This is a genomic window from Pseudodesulfovibrio hydrargyri, from assembly GCF_001874525.1.
Taxonomy (GTDB): Bacteria; Desulfobacterota; Desulfovibrionia; order Desulfovibrionales; family Desulfovibrionaceae; genus Pseudodesulfovibrio; species Pseudodesulfovibrio hydrargyri.
In genome coordinates this window covers 386,777-409,515 of the sequence record NZ_LKAQ01000001.1, presented here as the reverse complement: position 1 = coordinate 409,515, position 22,739 = coordinate 386,777, and the positions used below count along the sequence as shown (strand labels likewise).

Sequence of the window (22,739 nt, the reverse complement as noted above, 5' to 3'; positions counted from 1 at the left end):
ATATGGGCCAAACTCCATCTCTTTCCTGATATCATGGTAATCGATGATGGAGTAAACGTACGATGCCCAAACATTTTTTGACCATTCTGGACATCCCCAAGGATGAAGTGAAGCAGGTCGTCCTGCGCGCCAAGGAGATGAAGGACGGCAAGGTCCGCACCGATCTCCTGGACGGCAAGACCCTGCTGCTGATTTTCGAAAAAGCGTCCACCCGGACCCGCGTGTCCTTCGAGGTGGGCGTGCGCCAGTTGGGCGGGGACCCGGTGTTCATCGCCGCCCGCGATTCCCAGCTGGGGCGCAGCGAACCGCTCAAGGACACCGCCCGTGTCCTGTCGCGATACGCTGACGGGGTCATCGTGCGAACCTTCGGCCAGGAGAAACTGGAAACCCTGGTCGATTACGGCGACATCCCGGTGGTCAATGCCCTGACCGACGAATACCACCCGTGCCAGGTCATGGCCGACGTCCTGACCATGTACGAGCGCACCCCGGACCTGGAAAAGGTCAAGGTGGCCTGGGTCGGCGACGGCAACAACATGGCCCACTCCTTCATCAACGGCTCGGCCGCCTTCGGCTATGAACTGCGCCTGGCCTGTCCCGAGGGGTACAGGCCCGACACGGCCATCCTGGACAAGGCCGTCAGCCTCGGCGCCAGGATCACCCTGACCGACGACCCCAAGGTCGCCGTGGCCGGGGCCGACTACGTCAACACCGACGTGTGGGCGTCCATGGGCCAGGAAGAGGAGCAGAAGAAGCGCGAGGCCGCCTTTGCCGGCTACATGGTGGACGAGTCCCTCATGGGCCTGGCCGCGCCGAACGCGGGCTTCATGCACTGCCTGCCCGCCCATCGCGGCGAGGAGGTCTCCGAGGGGGTCTTCGAATCCCCGGCCTCCATCGTCTGGGACCAGGCCGAGAACCGGCTCCACGCGCAAAAGGCGATTCTTGAGTGGATCTTTAAATAATTCGATCGAGTACGAGGAATATACAATGCAGAAAATAGATAAGGTCGTGCTTGCCTACTCGGGCGGGCTGGATACCTCCATCATTCTCAAGTGGCTGAAGAACAACTACGACTGCGACGTGATCTGCATGACCGCCGATCTCGGCCAGGGCGAGGAGATGGACGGCATCGAGGCCAAGGCGCTCAAGACCGGCGCGGTCAAGGCCTACGTCGAGGACCTGCGCGAGGAGTTCGTGCGCGACTACGTCTTCCCCATGTTCCGGGCCAACGCCCTGTACGAGGGCCGCTATCTGTTGGGCACGGCCATCGCCCGGCCGCTGATCTCCAAGCGCATGGTCGAGATAGCCGAGATGGAGGGCGCCCAGGCCGTGGCCCATGGCGCCACCGGCAAGGGCAACGATCAGGTCCGCTTCGAACTGGCCACCATGGCCCTCAACCCACGGCTGACGACCATCGCCCCGTGGCGCGAGTGGGAGCTCAAGTCCCGCACCGACCTGATCAATTTCGCCCAGGAAAACGAGATTCCCATCCCGGTCAGCCGCAAGAAGCCGTGGTCCATCGACGCCAACCTGCTCCACACCTCGTTCGAGGGTGGCGAGCTGGAGGACCCGTGGAACTCCCCGGGCCCGGACTGCTACCGCAACATCACCCCGCCCGAGAAGTGCCCGGACCAGCCCGAGGAGATCACCATCGACTTCGAGGCCGGCGACCCCATCGCCATCAACTCCGTGAAGTACTCCCCGGCGGCCCTGCTGGCCAAGCTCAACGAGCTGGGCGGCAGGCACGGCATCGGCCGGGTGGACATGGTCGAGAACCGCTTCGTGGGCATGAAGTCGCGCGGCGTGTACGAGACCCCGGGCGGGACCATCCTGGCCGCCGCCCACCGCGACCTGGAAGGGCTGTGCATGGATCGCGAGATGATGCACCTGCGCGACTCCCTCATTCCCAAATACGCCGAAATGGTGTATTATGGTTACTGGTTCTCGCCCGAGCGTGAGGCCCTGCAGGCCATGATCGACAAGTCCCAGGAAAAGGTCACCGGCACCGTGCGGGTCAAGCTGTACAAGGGCAACTGCGTGCCGCTGGGCCGCAAGTCCCCGTTCTCGCTCTACAACTCCGAGCTGGCCACCTTCGAGGAGGACTACGTGTACGACCAGGCCGACGCCGCCGGGTTCATCAAGCTGGTGGGTTTGCGCCTGAAGGGCCGCATGCAGCAGTCCAAGTGGGGCGGGAAAGAGACCGAAGACTCCTGCGAGTAAGCCATGGCAGACAAGAAGATGTGGGGCGGGCGGTTCGCGCAAGGGACCGCCGCGTCCATGGAGGCGTTTTCCGAGTCCGTGTCCTTTGACCGGCTCCTCTACGCCGAGGATATACGCGGTTCCCAGGCTCATGCCCGGATGCTGGCCAGGCAGGGCTTTCTGACCGATGACGAGGCCCGGGCCATCTGCGACGGGCTGGACAAGGTCAAATCCGAGATCGAGTCCGGCGCGTTCGTCTGGAAGACCGAGATGGAAGACGTGCACATGAACGTCGAGTCCCGGCTGACCGAGATCATCGGACCGTTGGGCGGCAAGCTGCACACCGCGCGCAGCCGCAACGACCAGGTGGCTCTGGACTTCCGCCTGCACGTGGCCGCCCGGCTGGCCGCCTGGCAGGAGTACCTGGCCTCGGTCGTCACGGTCTTCGTGGACCGCGCCGAGGAGCACAAAAACACCATGCTGCCCGGCTGCACCCATTTCCAGCCCGCCCAGCCCGTGACCCTGGGCCAGCACCTGCTGGCCTACTGCCAGATGTTCAAGCGCGACCATGAGCGCGTGACCGACGCCCTGAAGCGGGTCCGGGTCATGCCGCTGGGCGCGGCGGCCCTGGCCGGGACCACCCATCCGGTGGATCCGCGCGCCGTGGCCGACGACCTCGGCCTGCCCGCGACGTTCGCCAACTCCATGGACGCCGTGTCCGACCGCGACTTCGTGCTCGAAGCCGTGTTCGCGGGCTCCCTGGTCATGGCCCACCTGTCGCGCATGTGCGAGGAGCTGATCATCTGGGCCAATCCGAATTTCGGCTACGTCAAGCTGCCCGACCAGTACGCCACGGGCTCCTCGATCATGCCCCAGAAGAAGAATCCCGATGCCTGCGAGATCATGCGCGGCAAGACCGGCCGCGTGGTCGGCTCGCTCATGGGCCTGCTCGTCCTGATCAAGGGGCTGCCCATGACCTACAACCGGGACATGCAGGAGGACAAGGAGCCGTTCTTCGACGCGGACCGCACAGTCACCGCGTCGCTCGGCATCATGGCCGACATGCTCCGGCTCATGGAGTTCGTGCCAGAAAAGATGGCCGCGACCGTCAAGCGCGGCTTCCTCAACGCCACCGAGCTGGCCGACTACCTGGCCGCCAAGGGCGTGCCCTTCCGCGAGGCGCACCACATCACCGGCGCTGCCGTGGCCTATGCCGAGGGCAAGGGCGTCGGCCTGGAGGATCTCGATCTGGACGAACTGAAGCGTTTCTCCGGCGAGATCGGGGAGGACGTCTACGCCGTGCTCGACTACTCGGCGGCCATCCGGCGGCGGATTACCCCCGGCGGAACGGGCCCCGAATCGGTGGCCGCCCAGATCAAGGCGTTGAGGGGATGGCTCGGTTCCCTGTAGGGGCTGACCGTAATCCGAGTTTTTTTGCCGATTCACTTGATTTTTCAACCAACGGCATTACTCTAGATTCCTGAAATCGCGGTCAACGCGACGTCAAGCGGGCCCCCCGGGCCGTTAATTGACCCTTACGGAGGACTCTCCTTTGAACAATCATATGAAAAATCTTGTCATCTGGGCGATCATCTTCATTCTGATGGTTGTCCTGTTCAACCTTTTCAACCAGCCGCCCGTGCCCAAGGACACGCCGTCGTACAGCGAGTTCCTGTCCATGGTGGACAGCGGCGCCGTGGACTCGGTCAAGATCCAGGGCCCGAAGATCACCGGCATGAAGACCTCCGGCGAGCCGTTCCAGACTTACGCCCCGGACGATCCGAAGATGATCGAGACCCTCATCGGCAAGGGCGTGGAGGTCAAGGCCGAGCCGCCGGACGAGTCGCCGTGGTACCTGACCCTGCTTCTGTCCTGGTTCCCCATGATTCTGCTCATCGGCGTCTGGATATTCTTCATGCGCCAGATGCAGGGAGGCGGCAGCGGCGGACGCGGGGCCATGAGCTTTGGCCGGTCCAAGGCCCGGCTGATCAACGAGGAGACCGCCAAGGTCACCTTTGACGACGTGGCCGGCGTGGACGAGGCCAAGGAGGAGCTCTCCGAGGTCGTGGACTTCCTGCGCGAACCGCGCAAGTTCACCCGGTTGGGCGGCCGCATCCCCAAGGGCGTGCTCCTGGTGGGCAGCCCCGGCACCGGTAAGACCCTGCTGGCCCGGGCCGTGGCCGGCGAGGCGGGCGTGCCGTTCTATTCCATTTCCGGTTCGGACTTTGTGGAGATGTTCGTCGGCGTGGGCGCGTCCCGCGTGCGCGACCTCTTCGCCCAGGGCAAGAAGAACGCCCCGTGCCTGATCTTCATCGACGAGATCGACGCCGTGGGCCGCCAGCGCGGCGCGGGCCTGGGCGGCGGGCACGATGAGCGCGAGCAGACCCTGAACCAGCTGCTCGTGGAGATGGACGGCTTCGAGTCCAACGAGGGCGTCATTTTGGTGGCGGCCACCAACCGCCCGGACGTGCTCGATCCGGCCCTGCTGCGGCCCGGCCGTTTCGACCGCCAGGTGGTCGTGCCCAATCCGGACCTGCGCGGCCGCGAGCGCATTCTCAAGGTACACAGCCGCAAGACCCCGCTGGCCCCGAGCGTGGACCTGGAGATCATCGCCAGGGGCACCCCCGGCTTCTCGGGCGCGGACCTGGAGAACCTGGTCAACGAGGCGGCGCTCGGCGCGGCCAAGCTGGGCAAGGACCGGGTGGACATGAACGATTTCGAGGAGGCCAAGGACAAGGTCATGATGGGCGGGCGCGAACGCCGGTCCATGATCCTCTCCGAGGACGACAAGAAGACCACGGCCTACCACGAGGGCGGCCACGCCCTGGTGGCCAAGTTCCTTCCCGGCACCGATCCGGTGCACAAGGTCTCCATTATCCCCCGCGGGCGCGCGCTGGGCGTGACCATGCAGCTGCCCGGCGAGGATCGCCACAACTATTCCAAGGAATACCTGCGCAACAACATGGCCGTGCTCATGGGGGGCCGCGTGGCCGAGGAGGTCGTGCTCAATCAGCTGACCACCGGCGCCAGCAACGACATCGAGCGGGCCACCAAGACCGCCCACAACATGGTCTGCATGTGGGGCATGTCCGACAAGCTCGGTCCCATGAGCTTCGGCGACAACCAGGAGCAGGTCTTCCTGGGCCGAGAACTCATCCACAACAAGAACTACGGCGAGGAGACGGCCAAGCTGATCGACTCCGAGGTCCGGCGGTTCGTGGAGGAGGCCCACGACAAGGCCACCGTCCTGGTCAAGGAGAACCGCGAGCTGCTCGACGCCATCGCCATGGCCCTGCTGGAACGCGAGACCATCACCGGCCACGATATCGATCTGCTCATGGAAGGCAAGGAGCTGCCGCCCGTGGAACCGAACAACAACTCCGGTTCCGGCCAGTCCGGTTCCTCCGGTTCGGGCACGGCTGCGGGCTACACCGCCGACGGCCGAGCCACCAGGGATTCGGGCCCAGGCTATGAACCCGTGAGCGAGAAGCCCGGCGAATCCGGCGGCGAGACCGGCGACGACTTCGTCCTCGACGACGGCGAAGGAGAAGGGCACGACGGAGACGGCGGCGAGAACAAGCTTCAATAATCTGCAAGCGGCACATCATGAACGATACGACATGGACAGTTAAGGGGGGCAAGGTCTTGGGACCTGCCCCCTTCTTCATTGCCGGGATAGTCAACGTGACCCCGGACTCCTTTTATGACGGCGGGACCCACGCCGACACGGCGTCGGGCGTGGCCCATGGGCTGGAACTGGCCCGGCAGGGCGCGCACATCCTGGACATCGGCGGCGAGTCCACCCGGCCGTACAGCGACCCGGTGGGCGAGGCCGAGGAGATGGCCCGCGTCCTGCCGGTGGTTCAGGGGCTGATCGAGGCCCGGACCTGCGCGGTCATCTCCGTGGACACCTACAAGGCGAAGGTGGCCGCCCGCTGCCTCGAGGCCGGGGCGGCCATCATCAACGACGTGTCCGGGTTCCGCTTCGAGCCGGAACTGCTGGACGTGCTCGCCGAGTACAAGCCCGGCTACGTGCTCATGCACTCCCTGGGCCGCCCGGAGACCATGCAGGTCGAGCCGCGCTACGACGACGTGGTCGGCGAGATCATGGCCTTTTTCGAGGAGCGCCTCTCCGTCCTGGATCGGGCAGGGCTGCCCATGGATCGCGTGGTCCTGGACCCGGGCATCGGGTTCGGCAAGAAACTGGAGCACAATCTGACCATCCTCCGCGAGATCGAGCGGTTCTATGCGCTCGGCCTGCCCATTTATATGGGATTGTCCAACAAATCCATATGGAAAGGGCTGCTTGGGGCCGAATCCGGTGAGCGACGGAACGCCACCCAGGCGGCCACGGCCGTGCTCGCGGCCAAGGGCGTGCCCATCCACCGCGTGCACGAAGTGCAATTAACGCGACAATCATTGACCATAGCTCGGGAATTGGCGTAGTTAAAGCGCATGTTTGAGCTTTTCGGTATTCAAGTCACCTGGAGGGTCCTGCTCGATATCGGGCTGGTGGCCTTCATCTACTACAACATCATCGTGCTCGTCCGGGGGACCCGCGCCGCCGCCGTTCTCTACGGCCTGGTGGTCGTGCTGGTGGTCTACTACGTGGCCGAGAAGTTTAATCTCTACACCCTGAACGCGTTGCTCGGCGAGTTCCTGACCTCCCTGTTCCTGGTGGTGGTCATCCTGTTCAAGACCGACATCCGCAAGGCGCTCGCCTCGGTGGGCACCAAGCGTTTTTGGACCAAGTCCGACGTGCGCGACGACACCCTGGATCAGCTGACCCAGGCGGTCATGACCATGTCGCACACCTCCACCGGGGCGCTCATCGTCATCGAGAAGAACATGCCGCTTGGCGACATCATCGAGCGCGGCATAGAGCTGGACGCCAAGGTCAACAAGGAACTCATCGAGACCATTTTCTTTTCCGACACCCCCTTGCACGACGGGGCGGTCATCGTTCGCCGCGACCGCATCGTGGCCGCGGCCTGCATCCTGCCCCTGTCCAACAAGCTTCGGGGACAGCCCATGTACGGCACCCGGCACCGGGCGGCGCTGGGCATCTCCGAGGGATCGGACGCCATCACTGTGGTGGTCTCCGAGGAGCGGGGTGAAGTCTCCGTGGCCATGAACGGCCGCCTGACCACCAGCCTGGACGAGACGCGCCTGCGGCGCGTGCTCAAGAACGCTCTGGGGCGCTGATATGCTGCGAAACTGGCAAACCATACTGTTGTCCATCGCTCTGGCCGTGTTCACCTGGTTCCTGGTCACCGGCCGGGAGGTGGTCGAGACCTGGGTGGACATGCCCGTGGTCATGACCAACCCGCCCGAGGGGCTGATCATCGAGGACGGTCTGGTGGACAAGATCCAGGTCCGCCTGCGCGGCCCCAAGGGGCTGGTCGGCAACCTCTCCTCACAGAACCTTGCCTATCCGGTCAACGTCAGCAACCTCAAGGTCGGTGAGCAGGTGGTGGACATCGATTCAGCCAAGATTCCGCTGTCCTCGACCTACGAGATCATCGAGGTCAAACCAAACCGGCTCCGGCTCACCGTGGACCGGCGCATCTCCAAGAAGATCACCGTTGAGGCCGCCTGGTCGGGCAACCTCAATGCAGACTACAAGCTGCAGGAGGTCACGGCCTCGCCCGACGTGGTCACCATTCGGGGGCCCGAGACCCTGCTCAGAAAGATTTCCAAGACCCGCGTGGTCCTGAAGGGCGACTTCCCCGAGGACGTCCCCCGGTCCTGGGCCGAGGACGTGGCCCTGGAGGTTCCGGACGAGATCGAGGCCCTGCCCGGTCAGGTCAACGTGGAGGCCTTTTTCGCGCCCAAGACCCGCGAAATATGGGTCAAGGTGCCCATCGAGTACCAGGACCCCGAGGGGTACAAGGTCTCGGTCCAGCAACGCTACGTCCGCCTGCTCATCGAAGGGCCGGTCTTCCTGTTCCACGACGACGAGTACCGCAAGGCCATCCTGGCTTCGGTGACCTTCGGGGGCAAGATGACCGAGGGGCAGTTCGAGATGAACTACGACGTGACCCTGCCCGAAGGGTGCAGGCTCGAAAAGAAGAATCCCGAGACGGTCACGGCCGTCCTCAAGAAGAATTAGCCGCCGCCCGGGCGGCAAGTTGGAGTATTCAATGAAACAAAGGCTCTTCGGAACCGACGGCCTGCGGGGGCAGGGGAACATCTTCCCCATGACCCCCGAGATCGCGCTCCGGCTCGGCCTGGCCGCAGGCCAGTATTTCCGCAACGGCAACAAGCATCACCGGGTGGTCATAGGCAAGGATACCCGGCTGTCCGGCTACGTGTTCGAGACCGCGCTGACCAGCGGCCTGTGCGCCAACGGCATGGACGTCTTCCTGGTCGGCCCCATGCCGACCCCGGCCATTTCCTTTCTGACCCGGAACATGCGCGCCGACCTCGGCGTGGTCATCTCCGCCTCGCACAACCCGTTCATGGATAACGGCATCAAGTTCTTCGACCGCAACGGCTTCAAGCTGCCGGACGAGGTGGAGGACGAGATCAGCGAACTGGTCCTGGGCAAGGACACCCAGTGGGACTACCCCCCGGCCGAGGACGTGGGCCGCGCCCACCGCATCAATGACGCGCCCGGGCGGTACATCGTCTACCTGAAGAACAGCTTTTCCCAGCACCTGACCCTGGACGGGGTCAAGATCGTGCTCGACTGCGCGCACGGCGCGGCCTACGGCGTGGCCCCGTATGTCCTCGAGGAGCTCGGGGCCGAGGTCGTCACCGTGGGCGTGTCCCCGGACGGCCTGAACATCAACCAGAAGTGCGGCTCCCTCTATCCCGAAGTCATCGCCCGGATGGTGGTGGAGGAGGGCGCGGACATAGGCATCGCCCTGGACGGCGACGCGGACCGGCTGATCGTCTGCGACGAGAAGGGCCGCATCCTGGACGGCGACCAGATCATGGCCCTGTGCGCCCTGGAGCTCATGGAAAAGGACGGGCTGCCGGGCAACATGCTCGTGGCCACGGTCATGTCCAACATGGCGCTCGAACTGTTCATGAAGGAGCACGGCGGGCGGCTGCTGCGCACGGACGTGGGCGACCGCTACGTGGTCGAGGCCATGCGCCGCGAGGGCGCGGTGCTCGGCGGCGAGCAGTCCGGGCATCTCATCTTCATGGACCACGCCACCACCGGCGACGGGTTGCTGGCCGCCCTGCAGCTGCTGCGCATCATGCGCGAGCGGGAGCGTCCCCTGTCCGAACTGGCCGGGCTGCTCGAACCGTTCCCCCAGGTGCTCAAAAACGTCCACGTCAAGCGCAAGATTCCCTTTGACCAGGCCCCGGAAGTCCAGGAGGCCGTGCGCAAGGTGGAGGCCGCCCTTGAAGGCAAGGGCCGCGTGCTCCTGCGCTACTCCGGCACCGAGGCGGTCTGCCGCGTCATGGTCGAGGCCGCGGACCCGGCGCTGGTGGAGCGGTATACCGGCGACATCGTCGCGGCGTGCGAAAAGTATCTCAAATAGGACAACCACCACAGCGGAGGATCATATGGAAATAACCAAAGCCGTCATTCCGGTCGCAGGCTGGGGCACCCGTTCACTCCCGGCCACCAAGAACGTACCCAAGGAGATGCTGCCCATCTTCCGCAAGCCCATCGTCCAGTACATAGTGGAGGAGGGCATTGCCGCGGGCCTGAAGGACGTGGTCTTCATCACCAACCAGAACAAGACCATCATCGAGGATCATTTCGACCGCAACTTCCTCCTGGAGCAGCTCCTGGAGCGGGCGGGCAAGACCGCCATGCTCGAAGAGGTTAGGCGCGTGGCCAGCCTGGTCAACGTCATCGGCGTGCGCCAGAAGGAACAGCTCGGCCTGGGCCATGCGGTGCTCACCGCCCGCGAGGTCTGCCAGAATGAGCCATTCGCGGTCATGCTCGGCGACGACCTCATGTTCGGCGTGCAGGCCGGCATCGGCGAGCTGCTCAAGGCCGCCAAGGAGACCGGCAAGGCCGTGGTCGGCGTCATCGAGGTGCCCAAGTCCAAGGTCAGCCGCTACGGCGTGATCAAGGGCGAATCCATCGACTCGCACACCTACCGGGTGACCAACCTGGTGGAGAAGCCCAAGCCCGAGGAGGCCCCGTCCAACCTGGCCATCATCGGCCGCTACGTCCTGCTGCCCGAGATATTCGATATTCTCGAGGGCCAGCGCGCGGGCGTGGGCGGCGAGATCCAGCTGACCGACGCCCTGCAGGGGCTGGCCGACCAGGACAAGCTCATCGCGGTCCGGCTGGCCGGACAGCGGTTTGACGCGGGCGACTGGGTGGAATATCTCACCGCCAACATCTACTTCGCCCTGCAGGACGAGGAGCTGCGAGACGACCTGGTCAAGCGGCTGCAGGAACTGCTTTCCTGCTCGTCCTAACGCGCAATGAACCGGCGGGCGCTCGCGCGCCCGCCTTTGCGATCCTGAATCCAGAGAGAACATGAAGACCCTGTTGACCCTGTTGCTGGTGTGTCTGACCGCGCTTCCCGCCTTCGCCTTCGTGCCCGACGGCGAGGAATTGGCCGCGCGGTTGCGGAAGAACTACGGTCCCATGCGTTCCTGGCAGGCCCGGATGACCTTCCCTGACTACCCCGGGGTGTCCGTGGACCTGTGGTACGCGCGCGGCAAGTGGCGCCAGCAGTGGCGGGCGGGCGACAAGGCCGTGGCCGTGGGCTCGCTCGGCAACGTGGCCGGGGCATGCACGGCAGGGTCTTTTCCCTTGTCGCCCCTGTTCGTCTGGATGGTCCCCCATCCGGTCGGGACCTGGCGCTCCTGGGGCGTGGACGTGACCACGGGCAGCTACGGATTCTGCGGCGAGGCCCCGTGCCTCATGCTCGGCGCGGATCCCGCCGACGAGGGCAATCCAGCGATCTTCCTCAACAACGAGGACCTGGCCCCGCTCACGATCCGCTACAGGGCGGACGGGGGCATGGTCACCGTGGAGTTCGCCGACTACCGGACCTATGCGGGGTACCGCGTGCCGCAAAAGGTCGCGGTCCGCTCGGGCCAGGGCGAACTGGCGGCCGACGTGGAGTGGGTCCGGCTCAACGGTGCGGACGGCGAGGAGCTCTTCGCCCGCGACGCGCTTGATCCCGCGCCGTGCGCCGAACCGCCCATGCCGTTCGACCTGATGCGCCGAACCTTCCGCTACCCGCAGGCCAAGTAATCCCGCCATGGCCGATCTCTGGCAGGTAACGCTCGTCAGTCCGCCCTATGAGACGTGGACCTACGGGCTCCCTTCGCATTTTCCGCCCCTTTCCCCCGGGCAGCGGGTGATCATTCCGTTCGGCAAGTCCCACCGCGCGGGGGTGGTGGTCGGCCCGGCCGAAGCCGCGCCCCGGGGCGTGGAGATCAAGAACATGATCTGGCCCCTGGAGCTTTCGCCGCTGCTGGACCAGGATTTCGTGGACATGGCCGTGAACCTGGCCTCGCGGCAGATGGTCCACGTGGGCCGCATCCTGGAGATCGCCCTGCCGCGCGGCCTGCGCACGGCGGCCGTGACCTTCAAGGTGGACCGGCACATGACCGAACGCAATCTGCCCGCGACCATGCGTCCGCCCGACATCGTCCGGGTCAAGGACAGGGATCGGGCCGCGCTCGTGGACCTCTGGCTCGAAGGGCGCATGCGCGTGCGCATCAATGCGAAAAAAGAGGCCGAGGAGCGCTACGTCTCCCTGGAATCCGATCCGCCGTGGGCCGTGCGGCCCAATGCCAAGCGCCAGCTCCGGCTCCTGGAACACCTCATGGAGAACGGCCCGCAGAGCCTGTATTCCCTGCGCCATACCCTGGGCGACTGGGCCCCGGACGTGGCCGTCAAGCTTGAAGGCGCGGGCGTGGTCCGGCTGGGCGAGTTGACCGCCGACCATATGGCCGAGATCGACGGGGCGGGGCAAAACGGGGCGGACGATCCCGGTTGCGAATTCGCCCTGACCGACGAGCAGCGGACCGCCCTGGACGAGATGACCGAGACGCTGGAGAGCGGCGGGGGCGCGCACCTGGTCCACGGTGTGACCGGCAGCGGCAAGACCGTGCTCTACATGGAGATGGCTCGGCTGCTGCTGGAGCAGGGGCGGTCCGTGCTCTTCCTCGCCCCCGAGGTGGCCCTGGCCTGCCAGCTCTACCGCACCGTGGCCAGGCGGTTCCCGCATTTCAGGACCATATTCTATCACGGCTACCAGAGCCCCAAGAAGCGCGAGGCCTCCTTCCGCGAACTGGCCGGGGGCGAGGACCCGGTTCTGGTGGTCGGCACCCGGTCCGCCGTGTTCCTGCCCCTGCCCAACCTGGGCATGGTGGTCATGGACGAGGAGCACGACGAGTCCTTCAAGCAGGAGGACCGGTTGGCCTACCACGCCAAGGAGGTGGCCTGGTTCCGCACGGGAAGGAGCAAGGGGTTGCTCCTGCTCGGCTCGGCCACGCCCGACGTCAAGACGTTCCAGGCGGCCAGTGCGGGGCGCATAAGGGTGTCCACCCTCAAGGAGCGGGTGGGCGACGCCCGGCTGCCCGACGTGGAGCTGGTCAACATCGCGGAACTCGGCAGTTCCAAGCAGCTTTTGTCGGACAGGGTGCGCGAGGCGGTCCGCGAGACCGTCAAGGCCGGGGAGCAGGTCATCGTCATGCTCAACCGGCGCGGCTACGCCCCGCTCATGTACTGCCTGGACTGCGGCGAGACCGTGCGCTGCCCGGACTGCGAAGTGGGCATGACCTACCACAAGGGGCGCGAGCGGCTGGTCTGCCACTACTGCGGCCGGACCTATTCCTATCCGTTGACCTGCCGCAAGTGCGGCGGAGTGAATTTCATCCCCATGGGCGAGGGCACGGAACGGCTCGAGGAAGCCCTGACCGACCTGTTGCCCGAGGACGCCAAGGTCCTGCGCCTGGACCGCGACGCCACGAGGCGGCAGGAGCGGCTGGAGGAGATACTCGGGGCTTTCGGCCGGGGCGAGGCCCAGGTCCTGGTGGGCACGCAGATGATCTCCAAGGGACACCATTTCCCGGGCGTGACCCTGGTGGTCGTGGCCGACGGCGACCTTGGCCTGAACCTGCCGGACTACCGTTCCTCGGAACGGACCTTCCAACTGCTCGTCCAGGTGGCGGGCCGGGCCGGGCGCGGCGAGCATCCGGGCCGCGTGCTCATCCAGACGCGCAACCCGGACCATCCCATCTGGAAGGAGATTCTGGGCGGCGACTACCAGGGATTTTTCGACCGCGAGGCCTCCCGGCGCAATATGTTCCGCTATCCGCCGTTCTCCCACATGGCCCTGGTGCGCATCAGCTTTCCTGCGGACTACGACAACGGCCCGGCGGCCCTGAGCCTCATGGGGGAAGTCCTCCGCGAGCAGGGCAGGGCGCTCGGTATCAGTGTGCTTGGTCCGGCCCCGGCCCCGCTGTCCATGTTGCGCGGGCGCAAGCGGTTCAACTGCCTGCTCAAGTCCGACGACTGGGGCAAGGTCCGGGGGCTGTACGCGGCCATGGCCCGGGCCAATCCCGATCCGCGCAAGGTGCGCACCGGCCTGGACCTCGATCCTCTGTCCACCCTGTAGGTATCGACAGGGGCCGGGTTGTCGGCTAGGTTGTTCCCATTCTTCAACGACAATGAGGTATCCACCCCCTATGAAGCGTTTTTCCCTGATCCTGTGGCTGTGCGCCGTCCTGCTCCTGGCGGCTGTCCCGGCCCTGGCCCAAACCTCCAAGGTCGGGTTCGTCAACCCGCAGCGGATCATCAACGAATCCAAGATAGGCAAGATCGCCCAGGAAGATCTGGCCCGGCTGGGCAAGGAAAAGGACCGCCGCGTGCGCGAGGCCTTGGACAAGGTCAACAGGCTCCAGGAGGGCCTCAAGGAGGACGCCCTGTCCGTGAGCGAGCAGCAGAGCCGCGAGACCGAACTGCGCGCCACCGTGCGCGACTACGAGCAGCTGGTCCAGAACAGCAACCAGGAGATCCAGAGCGAGGAGCGCCAGCTCATCCGTTTCGTCATGCGGAAGGCCGACTCCATCCTCAAGGAAATCGCCAGGGAGCAGGGATTCACCATGATCCTGACCGACCCCGAGATCATCGGGTACGTGGACGGCTCCATGGACATCACCGACCGGGTCATCCATGAACTCAACTCCATGAAATAGGCGGTGTTTCCCATGCGCAGAATCTATTCCATCCTCGTCGCCGCCGTCTGTCTGGTCCTGGCCGCCGGACCGGCCTTCTCCTTCGGTGAAATCATGTATTCGGACCGTCCGCTGAACCTGCGGGACGCCCGTTCGCCCAGGGCGGAATGGGTCGGCAGCCTGTACGCCGGGCAGAAGGTCCGGGTGGCTCACGAAAAGGACGGCTGGGTGGCCGTGTACGAGCCCGACGCCACCGACCCGAGCGAGTCCAAGGCGGCGGGCTATTCCAACGCCAAGTTTCTCAAGCCCACCCGGGGACGGTACGAGCCCAAGCCGTGGGGCGAGCTGGCCGTGTCGTCCACCAAGCTGAACATCCGCAGCCAGCCGAGCGTCCGGGGGGCCAAGGTCCGCACCCTGCAACCCGGCGAACGCGTGCTCGTCGATTTTCCCGAGGACGATTGGACCGTGGTCTTTTCGTCCGACGCCACCATCCGCTCGCGGTTGAACGGCATCGGCTACGTCAGCATCAAGTACCTGGAGCCCGTGACCGAGGCGACTTCGTCCGCACCGGCTCCGGAACCCGAGCCGGAACCGGCTCCCGCGCCCGCCGCGCCCGTCGTCCGCCAGGCCGTGGAACCGCCTGCGCAGTCCCCGACCCCGGCCGAGCCCGTGTCATCCCCGGCCATCCGGCGGGTGGCCCTGACCGACGCGGTCAACGTTCACCAGAGCCGGACCACCACCTCTCCGCTGGTGCAGACGCTTGAGCCCGGCGAGGTGGTCCAGCTGGGCCTGCTGCGCAACGGCTGGTACGCGGTCTTCAAGGCCAGCGACATGATCCGCTCGGAGAGCAGCTCCATCGGCTACGCTCTGCAGACCGCCATGCAGACGAACTCCCGCGAGGCGGGGCTTACGGTGGCCCCTGCCGCACCCGTGGAGCCCGCCAAATCGGCAGCGCCCGCGAGACCGCAAAGGTCTGCGCAACCGGTTCCGCCCGCAAAGTCCGTAGCGCCTGCCGAGCCCGTGGTGTCCGCCGAAGCCCTCAAGGCCGAGGCGCTCAAGAGCGAACGGCCCGCGCCCGCGCCCGCCCGGCAGCAGACCATGGTCATCGACCGGTCCGCGTTCAAGGACGTCAAACGGCCCGACCCGACGCCGGACCAGAATGCGCACGGCTACCGCTACAAGTTCCTGGAGAAGTCCGAGAATCGCGAATACGGGCAGATATGGATTACCCTCAAGGTTTTCCTGGCCACCACCAAGCTGCCCGACCGCACGGCGCTGCGGGATTTTGCCTCCAGTCTGTGGAAGGATCACCGTCGGGTGACCAAGAACGTGTTGGTGGAGATATATCTGCCGGGCATGGATATGGAAGACCTGGCCTGGGGCGTGATCAAATTCGACTACGACGGCATGACCGAACTGTGGACCCGCAGGGCAACCCTGTTCGGGACCAAATTCATGTAGTCCGCTTCGACGCAAGAAAGCCCCCGCACGGTCCGCCGAGCGGGGGCTTTTTCGTTCCTTGGGCCGGGTCAGCTCATTTCCTGTTCGAGGAACAGGGGAACGGTCTTGTCCAGGGTGGTGCGCAGGCGCGGCTTTTTCTGCGGTCCCTTTTCGGATTCGCGGGGGAGGATGTACAGGCCGTGGCAGCTCTGGCACTCCCAGTGGTTCTCGCGCCGGTGCAGGTGGACCAGCAACCCGTCGCGGTCGTAGCAGACCTGGCAGAACGGCCCCTTGCGTTCGCCGTCCTCGTCGAGCCAGTACTTCTGCCCGTCGAATTGAATTTTTTCAGCCAGGTCGAGGACTTCCGCCACCTCGGCCAGTTGTTTCTTGAGGGCCTCGTTTTCGTCGCAGACCGCCAGAAATTCGTCCTGCAGGCTCTTGAGCAGCGCCTTGCCTTCATCGAATCGTCCAGCCTCGAACAGGTCGAGGGCCCGCTTGAAACCGGTCGCCTGGAACAGTGTGGAAAACATGAACAACATCCCCCGTTGTGTTATATGCCACGGGTGCCTTATCGGACAGGTTTGTCCGCTACTTTAGCCTTGACGAATAACTTTACATGTCTTGCAAAACCGCATAGGGTTCCGACAGCTAGGGGGGCCCTTGTGGCTGAGATGGATCGAGAGGATCCGACCCTTTGAACCTGATTCGGACAATACCGACGGAGGGAAGCTGCCACAGGATGATCTCGTCATTGTGCCGCGCTTGCCTCACATCGGAGGCAGGCGTTTTTTTTGGCAACGCGCCTGCAGGGAGACCGTTATGATCGTCACCATCAACGGCAAGGCGTCGGAGCTTGACGAGCCCCTGACCATTCTCGCCTTGCTTGAATCAAGAGGGATCGCGCCGAGCGCCGTGGTCGTCGAACGCAACGGGGAAATCGTCCCCGGCGAGCGGTTCGGCGAGGTCGGCCTGAACGACGGCGACCATCTGGAAGTCCTCCGCTTCGTAGGCGGGGGATAGGAGAAGACATGAGCGAGGATACCTTCGAGATCGGCGGCAGGATCCTGTCCAGCCGCCTGTTCACCGGCACCGGAAAATACGGCGACGACAGCGTCATTCCGGATGTCTGCCAGGCCTCGGGCTCCGAGGTCATCACCGTGGCCCTGCGCCGGGTGGACCTGGAGTCCGCCACCGGCAACGTCATGGATTTCATTCCCAAGCATATGCAGCTGCTGCCCAACACCTCGGGCGCGCGCACCGCGGACGAGGCCGTGCGCATCGCCCGGCTGGCCCGGGCCATGGGCTGTGGCGACTGGATCAAGATCGAGGTCATCTCGGACAACCGCTACCTGCTGCCCGACGGCTTTGAGACGGTCAAGGCCACGGAGATCCTGGCCAAAGAGGGATTCGTCGTCCTGCCTTACGTCAACGCCGACCTGTACGTGGCCAAGGCGCTGGTCGACGCGGGCGCGGCCGCGGTCATGCCGCTGGGCGCGCCCATCGGCACCAACCGGGGGCTCAAGACCCGCGAGATGGTCCGCATCCTCATCGAGGAGATCGACCTGCCCATCGTGGTGGACGCGGGCATCGGCCGCCCGTCCGAGGCATGCGAGGCCATGGAGATGGGCGCGGACGCGGTTCTGGTCAACACGGCCATCGCCACGGCCAGCGACCCGGTCATGATGGCCCGCGCCTTTGGCAGGGCGGTTCGCGCCGGGCGCGAGGCCTACCTGTCCGGCCCCGGCGCCAAGCGCGTTCTGGCCGACGCCTCCTCGCCCCTGACCGGCTTTTTGGGGGGCGCGGCATGAGCTTTCACCCGCTTATAGCGGCGTACGCCGAGGGCTTGCCCGACGCGCGTTTCGACGACTTCACCGAACAGGACGTGCGCCGGGCCATGAACCGGACCACGGCCACGGCCGAGGACTTCATGGCCCTGATGAGCCCGGCCGCCTCCTCCCTGATCGAGGAGATGGCGCAAAAGGCCAGCCGGTTGACCGTCCAGCACTTCGGCAAGACCGTCAGCTTGTTCACGCCGCTCTACCTGGCCAACTTCTGCACCAACCACTGCGTCTATTGCGGGTTCAACTGCACCAACTCCATCCACCGCTCCAAGCTGACCCTGGAAGAGGTGGACGCCGAGGGCGCGGCCATCGCGGCCACCGGGCTGAAGAACCTGCTCATCCTGACCGGCGACGCCCCGGCCAAGACCGGGGTGGACTACCTGGAGGCCTGCACCAGGGTTCTGAACAGGCACTTCCCGTCCGTGTCCATCGAGGTCTTCGCCCTGACCGAGGAGGAATATGCGCGCCTTGTCCGGGCGGGCGTGGACGGCATGACCATGTTCCAGGAGACCTATGACGAAGAGCTCTACGCCGTGCTCCATCCCAAGGGTCCCAAGCGTGACTACCGGTTCCGCCTGGATGCCCCGGAGCGGGCCTGCCGGGCCGGCATGCGCGTGGTCAATATCGGCGCGCTGCTCGGCCTGGGCGACTGGCGGCGCGACGCGCTGCTGACCGGCCTGCACGCGGCATACCTGATGCATGAGTATCCGGAGACGGACATCGCCGTGTCCCTGCCGCGCATGCGTCCGCACGTGGGCGACTGGGAGCCCGCGACCATCGTATCGGATCGGGACATGGTTCAGTTCCTCATGGCCCTGCGGCTGTTCCTGCCCCGGGTGGGCATCACCATCTCCACCCGCGAGAACGCCGAATTCCGCGAGAACATCCTGCCCCTGGGCGTGACCCGCATGTCGGCGGGCGTGTCCACGGCCGTGGGCGGCCACGCGGACGGAACCGGCGACGAGGAGAACACGGGCCAGTTCGACATCAGCGACGCGCGCGGCGTGGACGAGGTCTGCGCCGCACTGCGCGCCAAGGGATACCAGCCGGTCTTCAAGGACTGGGAGCCCATATTCGAAACCGCGGGAGAAGGCGCATGAACAACGTGGAGCAAGGCATAGCCGCCCATATCGGCGAGGCGAACCTGGCCCGGCTGCGGGAGGTCACGATCGGCATCGCCGGATGCGGCGGGCTGGGGTCCAACTGCGCCATGCACCTGGTGCGCAGCGGCTTCACCCGCTTCGTCCTGGTGGACTTCGACCGCGTGGAGTACTCCAACCTCAACCGCCAGGCGTTTTTCAACGATCAGGTGGGGCAGTACAAGGCCGAGGCCCTGGCCGCCAACATGCGTGCCGTGAATCCGGACCTGGATTTGGACATCTACGTGGAGCGCGTCGACGTGGCCCGGGTGAAGAAGCTGTTCGGCCGGTGCGATGCCGTGGTCGAGGCCTTCGACCGGGCCGCCGCCAAGAAGCGGCTGGTCGAGGCCCTGCTGCCCCTGGGCAGGTTGGTGGTCTCGGCCTCGGGTATCGGCGGGTGCGGCGACGGCGACGCCCTGGCCACCCGCAAGGTCCGCGACAACTTCTACCTCATCGGCGACGGCGTGACCGAATGCTCCCTGGACACGCCGCCCCTGTCGCCGAGGGTGGGCATCGCGGCCGCGAAGCAGGCGGACGTCATCCTGGCCCATTTCCTGGGCCCCGTGAACGGCAAGGAGGGCGAGTGATGGCCTTCAACCGCCGCAACATTCTGGACACCGATCTGTATTGCCTGACCGCCGAGAAGTTCTCCAACGGACGGTCCAACCCGGAAGTGGTCCGGGAGATGCTCGACGCGGGCGTGAAGCTCGTCCAGTACCGCGAAAAGGAGAAGAAGGCGGGCGCGAAGCTTAAGGAGTGCCGCGCCATCCGCGAGATGACCCGCCGGGCCGGGGCCGCCTTCATCGTCAACGACGACATCGACATCGCCATCCTGGTGGGCGCGGACGGCGTGCACGTGGGCCAGGAGGACCTCCCGGTCGAGTGCGTGCGCGAACTGGTCGGCCCGGACATGGCCATCGGCCTGTCCACCCACAGCCCGGAGCAGGCCCGAGACGCCATCGGGCGCGGCGCGGACTACATCGGCGTGGGCCCGATCTTCCGCACTTACACCAAGGACGACGTGGTCGATCCGGTGGGGCTGGAGTACCTCGACTATGTGGTCGCCAACCACGACATCCCCTTCGTGGCCATCGGCGGCATCAAGGAACACAACCTCGGCGAGGTGGTCCGGCACGGTGCGCGTTGCGCGGCCCTGGTCACCGAGATCGTCGGGGATGCGAATATCGCAGCAAAAATAACCGCCCTCCGCAATCAGATGGAAGCGGCGAAGGAGTAGAACCAATGTCTTATACCACTCAGATGGACGCCGCCCGCAAGGGCATCGTCACCCCCCAGATGGAGACCGTGGCCCGAAAGGAAAACATCCGCGTCGAGGATCTCATGGAGCGGATGGCCCGTGGAGCCGTGATCATCCCGGCCAACAAGAATCACAAGAACCTGGATGCCGAGGCCGTGGGCGAGGGCATGCGCATCAAGATCAACGTCAACCTGGGCATCTCCAAGGACTGCTGCGACGTGGAGCCCGAGCTGGACAAGGTCCGGGCCGCCCTGGACATGAAGGCCGAGGCCATCATGGACCTGTCCTGCTACGGCAAGACCCAGGAATTTCGGCAGAAACTGGTCGAGATGTCCCCGGCCATGATCGGCACCGTGCCCATCTACGACGCGGTGGGCTTCTACGACAAGAACCTCCAGGACATCACCGTGGACGAGTTCTTCAAGGTGGTCGAGCGCCACGTCCAGGACGGCGTGGACTTCCTGACCATCCACGCGGGCCTGAACAAGCACACCGCCGAGAAGGTCAAGACCGCGAAAAGGCTGACCAACATCGTCTCGCGCGGCGGCTCCCTGCTGTTCACCTGGATGGAGATCAACAACGCCGAGAACCCGTTCTACGAGCACTTCGATCGTCTGCTGGACATCTGCGAGGAGTATGACGTGACCCTGAGCCTGGGCGACGGCTGCCGTCCCGGCTGCCTGTACGACGCCACCGACGCCTGCCAGGTGGAGGAACTGATCACCCTGGGCGAGCTGACCAAGCGCGCCTGGGAGCGCAACGTTCAGGTCATGATCGAGGGGCCCGGCCACATGGCCATGAACGAGATTCCCGGCAACATGATGATGGAAAAAAGGCTGTGCCACAACGCGCCGTTCTACGTGCTGGGCCCGCTGGTCACGGACGTTGCCCCGGGCTACGACCACATCACCGCCGCCATCGGCGGGGCCATCGCGGGCGCTTCCGGCGCGGACTTCCTGTGCTACGTCACCCCGGCCGAGCACCTGCGCCTGCCCACCCTGGAGGACATGAAGGACGGCATCGTGGCCACCCGCATCGCGGCCCACGCCGCCGACATCGCCAAGGGCTACCCGGGCGCGGCCGACTGGGACAACAACATGGCCAAGGCCCGCGCGGCCCTGGACTGGGACGCCCAGTTCGCCCTGGCCATGGACCCGGTCAAGCCCACGGAATACCGCAAGTCCTCGGAGCCCGAGCACAAGGACTCCTGCACCATGTGCGGCAAGATGTGCGCCGTGCGCAATATGAACCGCGTACTCGAGGGCAAGGACATCCAGCTGGACGACTAGCCTGGTCCTTTCCAAGACGAAACCGGCCCCGGAGGCGCTCCGCCTCCGGGGCCTTTCCCTTTTTTGCTCCGCTCCCCGTCCTTCCTGGGTGTTTTTCACTGTCCGTTTTCTGTTCGGAAAACAGACAGTGTTCCCGCCTTTGTTCGAATTCCGCACAGGTCCGGTTTTTCTACCGTTTTGGTCCGGTTCACCGGGCCCGCTGTTTTCCTCGACCTGATTTCATTGGAGTTCCCGGTCCGCACTCTGGGAATACGCAGCCGCTCGGGCGCTTACCGGCATGGGGGGTGCAATCCGGCGGGTGCCGTCGCAACGGCGCTGGCGGCGACCGTGAACCCTCAACCAGAAACCAAAGGAAGTGACCCATGAGTGAGACGATGCGAGCCGCAGTTTGGCATGGCAGAGAGGATATCCGTGTGGAGACCGTTCCCGTTCCCCCGTCCCCTCCGGCGGGCTGGGTCAAGATCGCGGTTCAGTGGTGCGGCATCTGCGGGTCCGACCTGCACGAGTACGTGGCCGGTCCCATCTTCATCCCGGTGGACGCCCCCCATCCCCTGACCGGAAAGCAGGGCAGCCTGATCCTGGGCCACGAGTTCACCGGCACGGTGGTGGAGGTCGGCGCGGGCGTGACCAAGGTCAAGGTCGGCGACATGGTCGCCCCGGACGCCTGCCAGCACTGCGGCGAGTGCGTCACCTGCCGGGCCGGGCGATACAACGTCTGTGAGAAGCTGGCCTTCACCGGGCTGCACAACGACGGGGCGTTCGCCAGGTACGTCAACGTTCCGGCCGAGCTCTGCTTCGTGCTGCCCGAGGGCGTGTCCGCCGAGGCCGGGGCGGTCATCGAACCGCTGGCCACCGGGTTCAAGGCCGTGCGCGAGGCCGGTTCCATCCTGGGCGAGACGGTCGTGGTCATCGGCGCGGGGACCATCGGCCTGGGGACCATGATGGCCGCCAAGGCCGCGGGCGCGGGCAAGGTCATCGTCCTGGAGATGTCCGCCGCGAGGATCGCCAAGGCCATGGAGTGCGGCGCGGACGTGGTCCTCAACCCCCGTGAATGCGACGCCGTGGCCGAGGTCAAGGCCATGACCAACGGCTCCGGGGCCGACGTGTCCTTCGAATGCGTGGGCAACAAGATGACCGGCCCCCTGGCCGTGGACATCATCCGCAACGCGGGCCGGGCCGTCATCGTGGGCATCTTCGAGGAGGCCAGCGAGTTCAACTTCTTCAGCCTGAGCGGCACGGACAAGCGGGCCATCGGCACCCTGGCCTACACCCTGGACGACTTCATTGGCGTGTCGGCCCTGTTGGCTAGCGGCGCGCTCAAGGCAGAGCCCTTGATAACGGGCCGCATCGGCCTGGAGGACATCGTGGAAAAGGGCTTTTTGGAACTGATCAACAACAAGGACGAGAACATTAAGATTCTGGTCAGGCTGGGGGATTAGCCGGGCTCGAAAACGTGATG

General features: G+C 65.4%; 21 protein-coding genes and 1 riboswitch. Of the genes, 20 read left to right on the top strand and 1 reads right to left on the bottom strand.

The window, feature by feature from the left end:
• Positions 1–62 precede the first annotated feature (62 nt).
• The 13 genes from argF (at position 63) to BerOc1_RS01965 (ending at position 15,774) form a co-directional block, all read left to right on the top strand.
• A complete protein-coding gene (gene argF, locus BerOc1_RS02025) occupies positions 63–962 on the top strand; it encodes an ornithine carbamoyltransferase (protein ID WP_071544055.1) in 900 nt (299 codons plus the stop codon).
• 25 nt (positions 963–987) lie between these two features.
• A complete protein-coding gene (locus tag BerOc1_RS02020) occupies positions 988–2,220 on the top strand; it encodes an argininosuccinate synthase (RefSeq protein ID WP_071544054.1) in 1,233 nt (410 codons plus the stop codon).
• A 3-nt stretch (positions 2,221–2,223) separates the two neighbouring features.
• Entirely contained in the window at positions 2,224–3,609 is a 1,386-nt protein-coding gene (argH, locus tag BerOc1_RS02015; RefSeq protein ID WP_071544053.1) for an argininosuccinate lyase, read from the top strand.
• Positions 3,610–3,751: 142 nt separating this feature from the next.
• Positions 3,752–5,788 (top strand): ATP-dependent zinc metalloprotease FtsH, encoded by a 2,037-nt coding sequence (ftsH, locus tag BerOc1_RS02010; protein WP_071544052.1) that lies wholly within the window; start codon positions 3,752–3,754, stop codon positions 5,786–5,788.
• A gap of 17 nt (positions 5,789–5,805) precedes the next feature.
• Entirely contained in the window at positions 5,806–6,645 is an 840-nt protein-coding gene (gene folP, locus BerOc1_RS02005) for a dihydropteroate synthase (protein WP_071544051.1), read from the top strand.
• A gap of 9 nt (positions 6,646–6,654) precedes the next feature.
• The gene (gene cdaA / locus BerOc1_RS02000) at positions 6,655–7,404 is read left to right on the top strand and encodes a diadenylate cyclase CdaA (protein ID WP_071544050.1); all 750 of its coding nucleotides are present in this window, start codon (positions 6,655–6,657) and stop codon (positions 7,402–7,404) included.
• A gap of 1 nt (position 7,405) precedes the next feature.
• Positions 7,406–8,311: a CdaR family protein gene (locus BerOc1_RS01995; protein WP_071544049.1), complete on the top strand. Its 906-nt coding sequence runs from the start codon at positions 7,406–7,408 to the stop codon at positions 8,309–8,311.
• Positions 8,312–8,342: 31 nt separating this feature from the next.
• Complete coding sequence (gene glmM, locus BerOc1_RS01990; RefSeq protein ID WP_071544048.1) at positions 8,343–9,695, top strand: phosphoglucosamine mutase; 1,353 nt, start codon at positions 8,343–8,345, stop codon at positions 9,693–9,695.
• A gap of 25 nt (positions 9,696–9,720) precedes the next feature.
• Positions 9,721–10,593 (top strand): UTP--glucose-1-phosphate uridylyltransferase GalU, encoded by an 873-nt coding sequence (galU, locus tag BerOc1_RS01985; RefSeq protein ID WP_071544047.1) that lies wholly within the window; start codon positions 9,721–9,723, stop codon positions 10,591–10,593.
• Between the two features lie 61 nt (positions 10,594–10,654).
• Positions 10,655–11,380 (top strand): hypothetical protein, encoded by a 726-nt coding sequence (locus BerOc1_RS01980; protein WP_071544046.1) that lies wholly within the window; start codon positions 10,655–10,657, stop codon positions 11,378–11,380.
• A gap of 7 nt (positions 11,381–11,387) precedes the next feature.
• Positions 11,388–13,754 (top strand): replication restart helicase PriA, encoded by a 2,367-nt coding sequence (priA, locus tag BerOc1_RS01975; protein ID WP_071544045.1) that lies wholly within the window; start codon positions 11,388–11,390, stop codon positions 13,752–13,754.
• Between the two features lie 70 nt (positions 13,755–13,824).
• Positions 13,825–14,334: an OmpH/Skp family outer membrane protein gene (locus tag BerOc1_RS01970; protein ID WP_071544044.1), complete on the top strand. Its 510-nt coding sequence runs from the start codon at positions 13,825–13,827 to the stop codon at positions 14,332–14,334.
• Positions 14,335–14,346: 12 nt separating this feature from the next.
• The gene (locus BerOc1_RS01965) at positions 14,347–15,774 is read left to right on the top strand and encodes a hypothetical protein (RefSeq protein ID WP_071544490.1); all 1,428 of its coding nucleotides are present in this window, start codon (positions 14,347–14,349) and stop codon (positions 15,772–15,774) included.
• Between the two features lie 68 nt (positions 15,775–15,842).
• Here the strand turns inward: BerOc1_RS01965 and BerOc1_RS01960 are convergent, their stop codons facing one another.
• Positions 15,843–16,283: a hypothetical protein gene (locus tag BerOc1_RS01960; protein ID WP_071544489.1), complete on the bottom strand. Its 441-nt coding sequence runs from the start codon at positions 16,281–16,283 to the stop codon at positions 15,843–15,845.
• Between the two features lie 110 nt (positions 16,284–16,393).
• Positions 16,394–16,497, top strand: a riboswitch (TPP riboswitch).
• 75 nt (positions 16,498–16,572) lie between these two features.
• Between BerOc1_RS01960 and thiS the strand changes: the two genes are divergently transcribed.
• The 7 genes from thiS (at position 16,573) to BerOc1_RS01925 (ending at position 22,719) form a co-directional block, all read left to right on the top strand.
• A complete protein-coding gene (gene thiS, locus BerOc1_RS01955; RefSeq protein WP_071544043.1) occupies positions 16,573–16,773 on the top strand; it encodes a sulfur carrier protein ThiS in 201 nt (66 codons plus the stop codon).
• Positions 16,774–16,781: 8 nt separating this feature from the next.
• Positions 16,782–17,561 carry a thiazole synthase gene (locus tag BerOc1_RS01950; protein ID WP_071544042.1) on the top strand — a complete coding sequence of 260 codons (780 nt, stop codon included), beginning with the start codon at positions 16,782–16,784 and terminating at the stop codon, positions 17,559–17,561.
• Positions 17,558–18,694, top strand: a complete 1,137-nt coding sequence (gene thiH, locus BerOc1_RS01945) for a 2-iminoacetate synthase ThiH (RefSeq protein WP_071544041.1) — start codon at positions 17,558–17,560, stop codon at positions 18,692–18,694. The genes BerOc1_RS01950 and thiH overlap by 4 nt, the downstream gene beginning before the upstream one ends.
• A complete protein-coding gene (gene thiF / locus BerOc1_RS01940; RefSeq protein WP_071544040.1) occupies positions 18,691–19,320 on the top strand; it encodes a sulfur carrier protein ThiS adenylyltransferase ThiF in 630 nt (209 codons plus the stop codon). Before thiH ends, thiF begins: the two co-directional genes overlap by 4 nt.
• Entirely contained in the window at positions 19,320–19,970 is a 651-nt protein-coding gene (gene thiE / locus BerOc1_RS01935; protein WP_071544039.1) for a thiamine phosphate synthase, read from the top strand. The genes thiF and thiE overlap by 1 nt, the downstream gene beginning before the upstream one ends.
• 5 nt (positions 19,971–19,975) lie before the next feature.
• Entirely contained in the window at positions 19,976–21,280 is a 1,305-nt protein-coding gene (thiC, locus tag BerOc1_RS01930) for a phosphomethylpyrimidine synthase ThiC (protein WP_071544038.1), read from the top strand.
• Between the two features lie 413 nt (positions 21,281–21,693).
• The gene (locus BerOc1_RS01925; protein ID WP_242652824.1) at positions 21,694–22,719 is read left to right on the top strand and encodes a 2,3-butanediol dehydrogenase; all 1,026 of its coding nucleotides are present in this window, start codon (positions 21,694–21,696) and stop codon (positions 22,717–22,719) included.
• Positions 22,720–22,739 lie beyond the last annotated feature (20 nt).

Excerpts from the sequence above, each read along its gene's own strand:
- cdaA (WP_071544050.1), top strand. The coding sequence starts at position 6,655 with ATGTTTGAGCTTTTCGGTATTCAAGTCACCTGGAGGGTCCTGCTCGAT.
- BerOc1_RS01970 (WP_071544044.1), top strand. The coding sequence starts at position 13,825 with ATGAAGCGTTTTTCCCTGATCCTGTGGCTGTGCGCCGTCCTGCTCCTG.
- thiS (WP_071544043.1), top strand. The coding sequence starts at position 16,573 with ATGATCGTCACCATCAACGGCAAGGCGTCGGAGCTTGACGAGCCCCTG.
- argF (WP_071544055.1), top strand. The coding sequence starts at position 63 with ATGCCCAAACATTTTTTGACCATTCTGGACATCCCCAAGGATGAAGTG.
- folP (WP_071544051.1), top strand. The coding sequence starts at position 5,806 with ATGAACGATACGACATGGACAGTTAAGGGGGGCAAGGTCTTGGGACCT.
- argH (WP_071544053.1), top strand. The coding sequence starts at position 2,224 with ATGGCAGACAAGAAGATGTGGGGCGGGCGGTTCGCGCAAGGGACCGCC.
- BerOc1_RS01965 (WP_071544490.1), top strand. The coding sequence starts at position 14,347 with ATGCGCAGAATCTATTCCATCCTCGTCGCCGCCGTCTGTCTGGTCCTG.
- thiF (WP_071544040.1), top strand. The coding sequence starts at position 18,691 with ATGAACAACGTGGAGCAAGGCATAGCCGCCCATATCGGCGAGGCGAAC.
- BerOc1_RS02020 (WP_071544054.1), top strand. The coding sequence starts at position 988 with ATGCAGAAAATAGATAAGGTCGTGCTTGCCTACTCGGGCGGGCTGGAT.
- BerOc1_RS01960 (WP_071544489.1), bottom strand. The coding sequence starts at position 16,283 with ATGTTTTCCACACTGTTCCAGGCGACCGGTTTCAAGCGGGCCCTCGAC.
- glmM (WP_071544048.1), top strand. The coding sequence starts at position 8,343 with ATGAAACAAAGGCTCTTCGGAACCGACGGCCTGCGGGGGCAGGGGAAC.
- galU (WP_071544047.1), top strand. The coding sequence starts at position 9,721 with ATGGAAATAACCAAAGCCGTCATTCCGGTCGCAGGCTGGGGCACCCGT.
- thiC (WP_071544038.1), top strand. The coding sequence starts at position 19,976 with ATGTCTTATACCACTCAGATGGACGCCGCCCGCAAGGGCATCGTCACC.
- thiE (WP_071544039.1), top strand. The coding sequence starts at position 19,320 with ATGGCCTTCAACCGCCGCAACATTCTGGACACCGATCTGTATTGCCTG.
- BerOc1_RS01950 (WP_071544042.1), top strand. The coding sequence starts at position 16,782 with ATGAGCGAGGATACCTTCGAGATCGGCGGCAGGATCCTGTCCAGCCGC.
- BerOc1_RS01995 (WP_071544049.1), top strand. The coding sequence starts at position 7,406 with ATGCTGCGAAACTGGCAAACCATACTGTTGTCCATCGCTCTGGCCGTG.
- BerOc1_RS01980 (WP_071544046.1), top strand. The coding sequence starts at position 10,655 with ATGAAGACCCTGTTGACCCTGTTGCTGGTGTGTCTGACCGCGCTTCCC.
- thiH (WP_071544041.1), top strand. The coding sequence starts at position 17,558 with ATGAGCTTTCACCCGCTTATAGCGGCGTACGCCGAGGGCTTGCCCGAC.
- priA (WP_071544045.1), top strand. The coding sequence starts at position 11,388 with ATGGCCGATCTCTGGCAGGTAACGCTCGTCAGTCCGCCCTATGAGACG.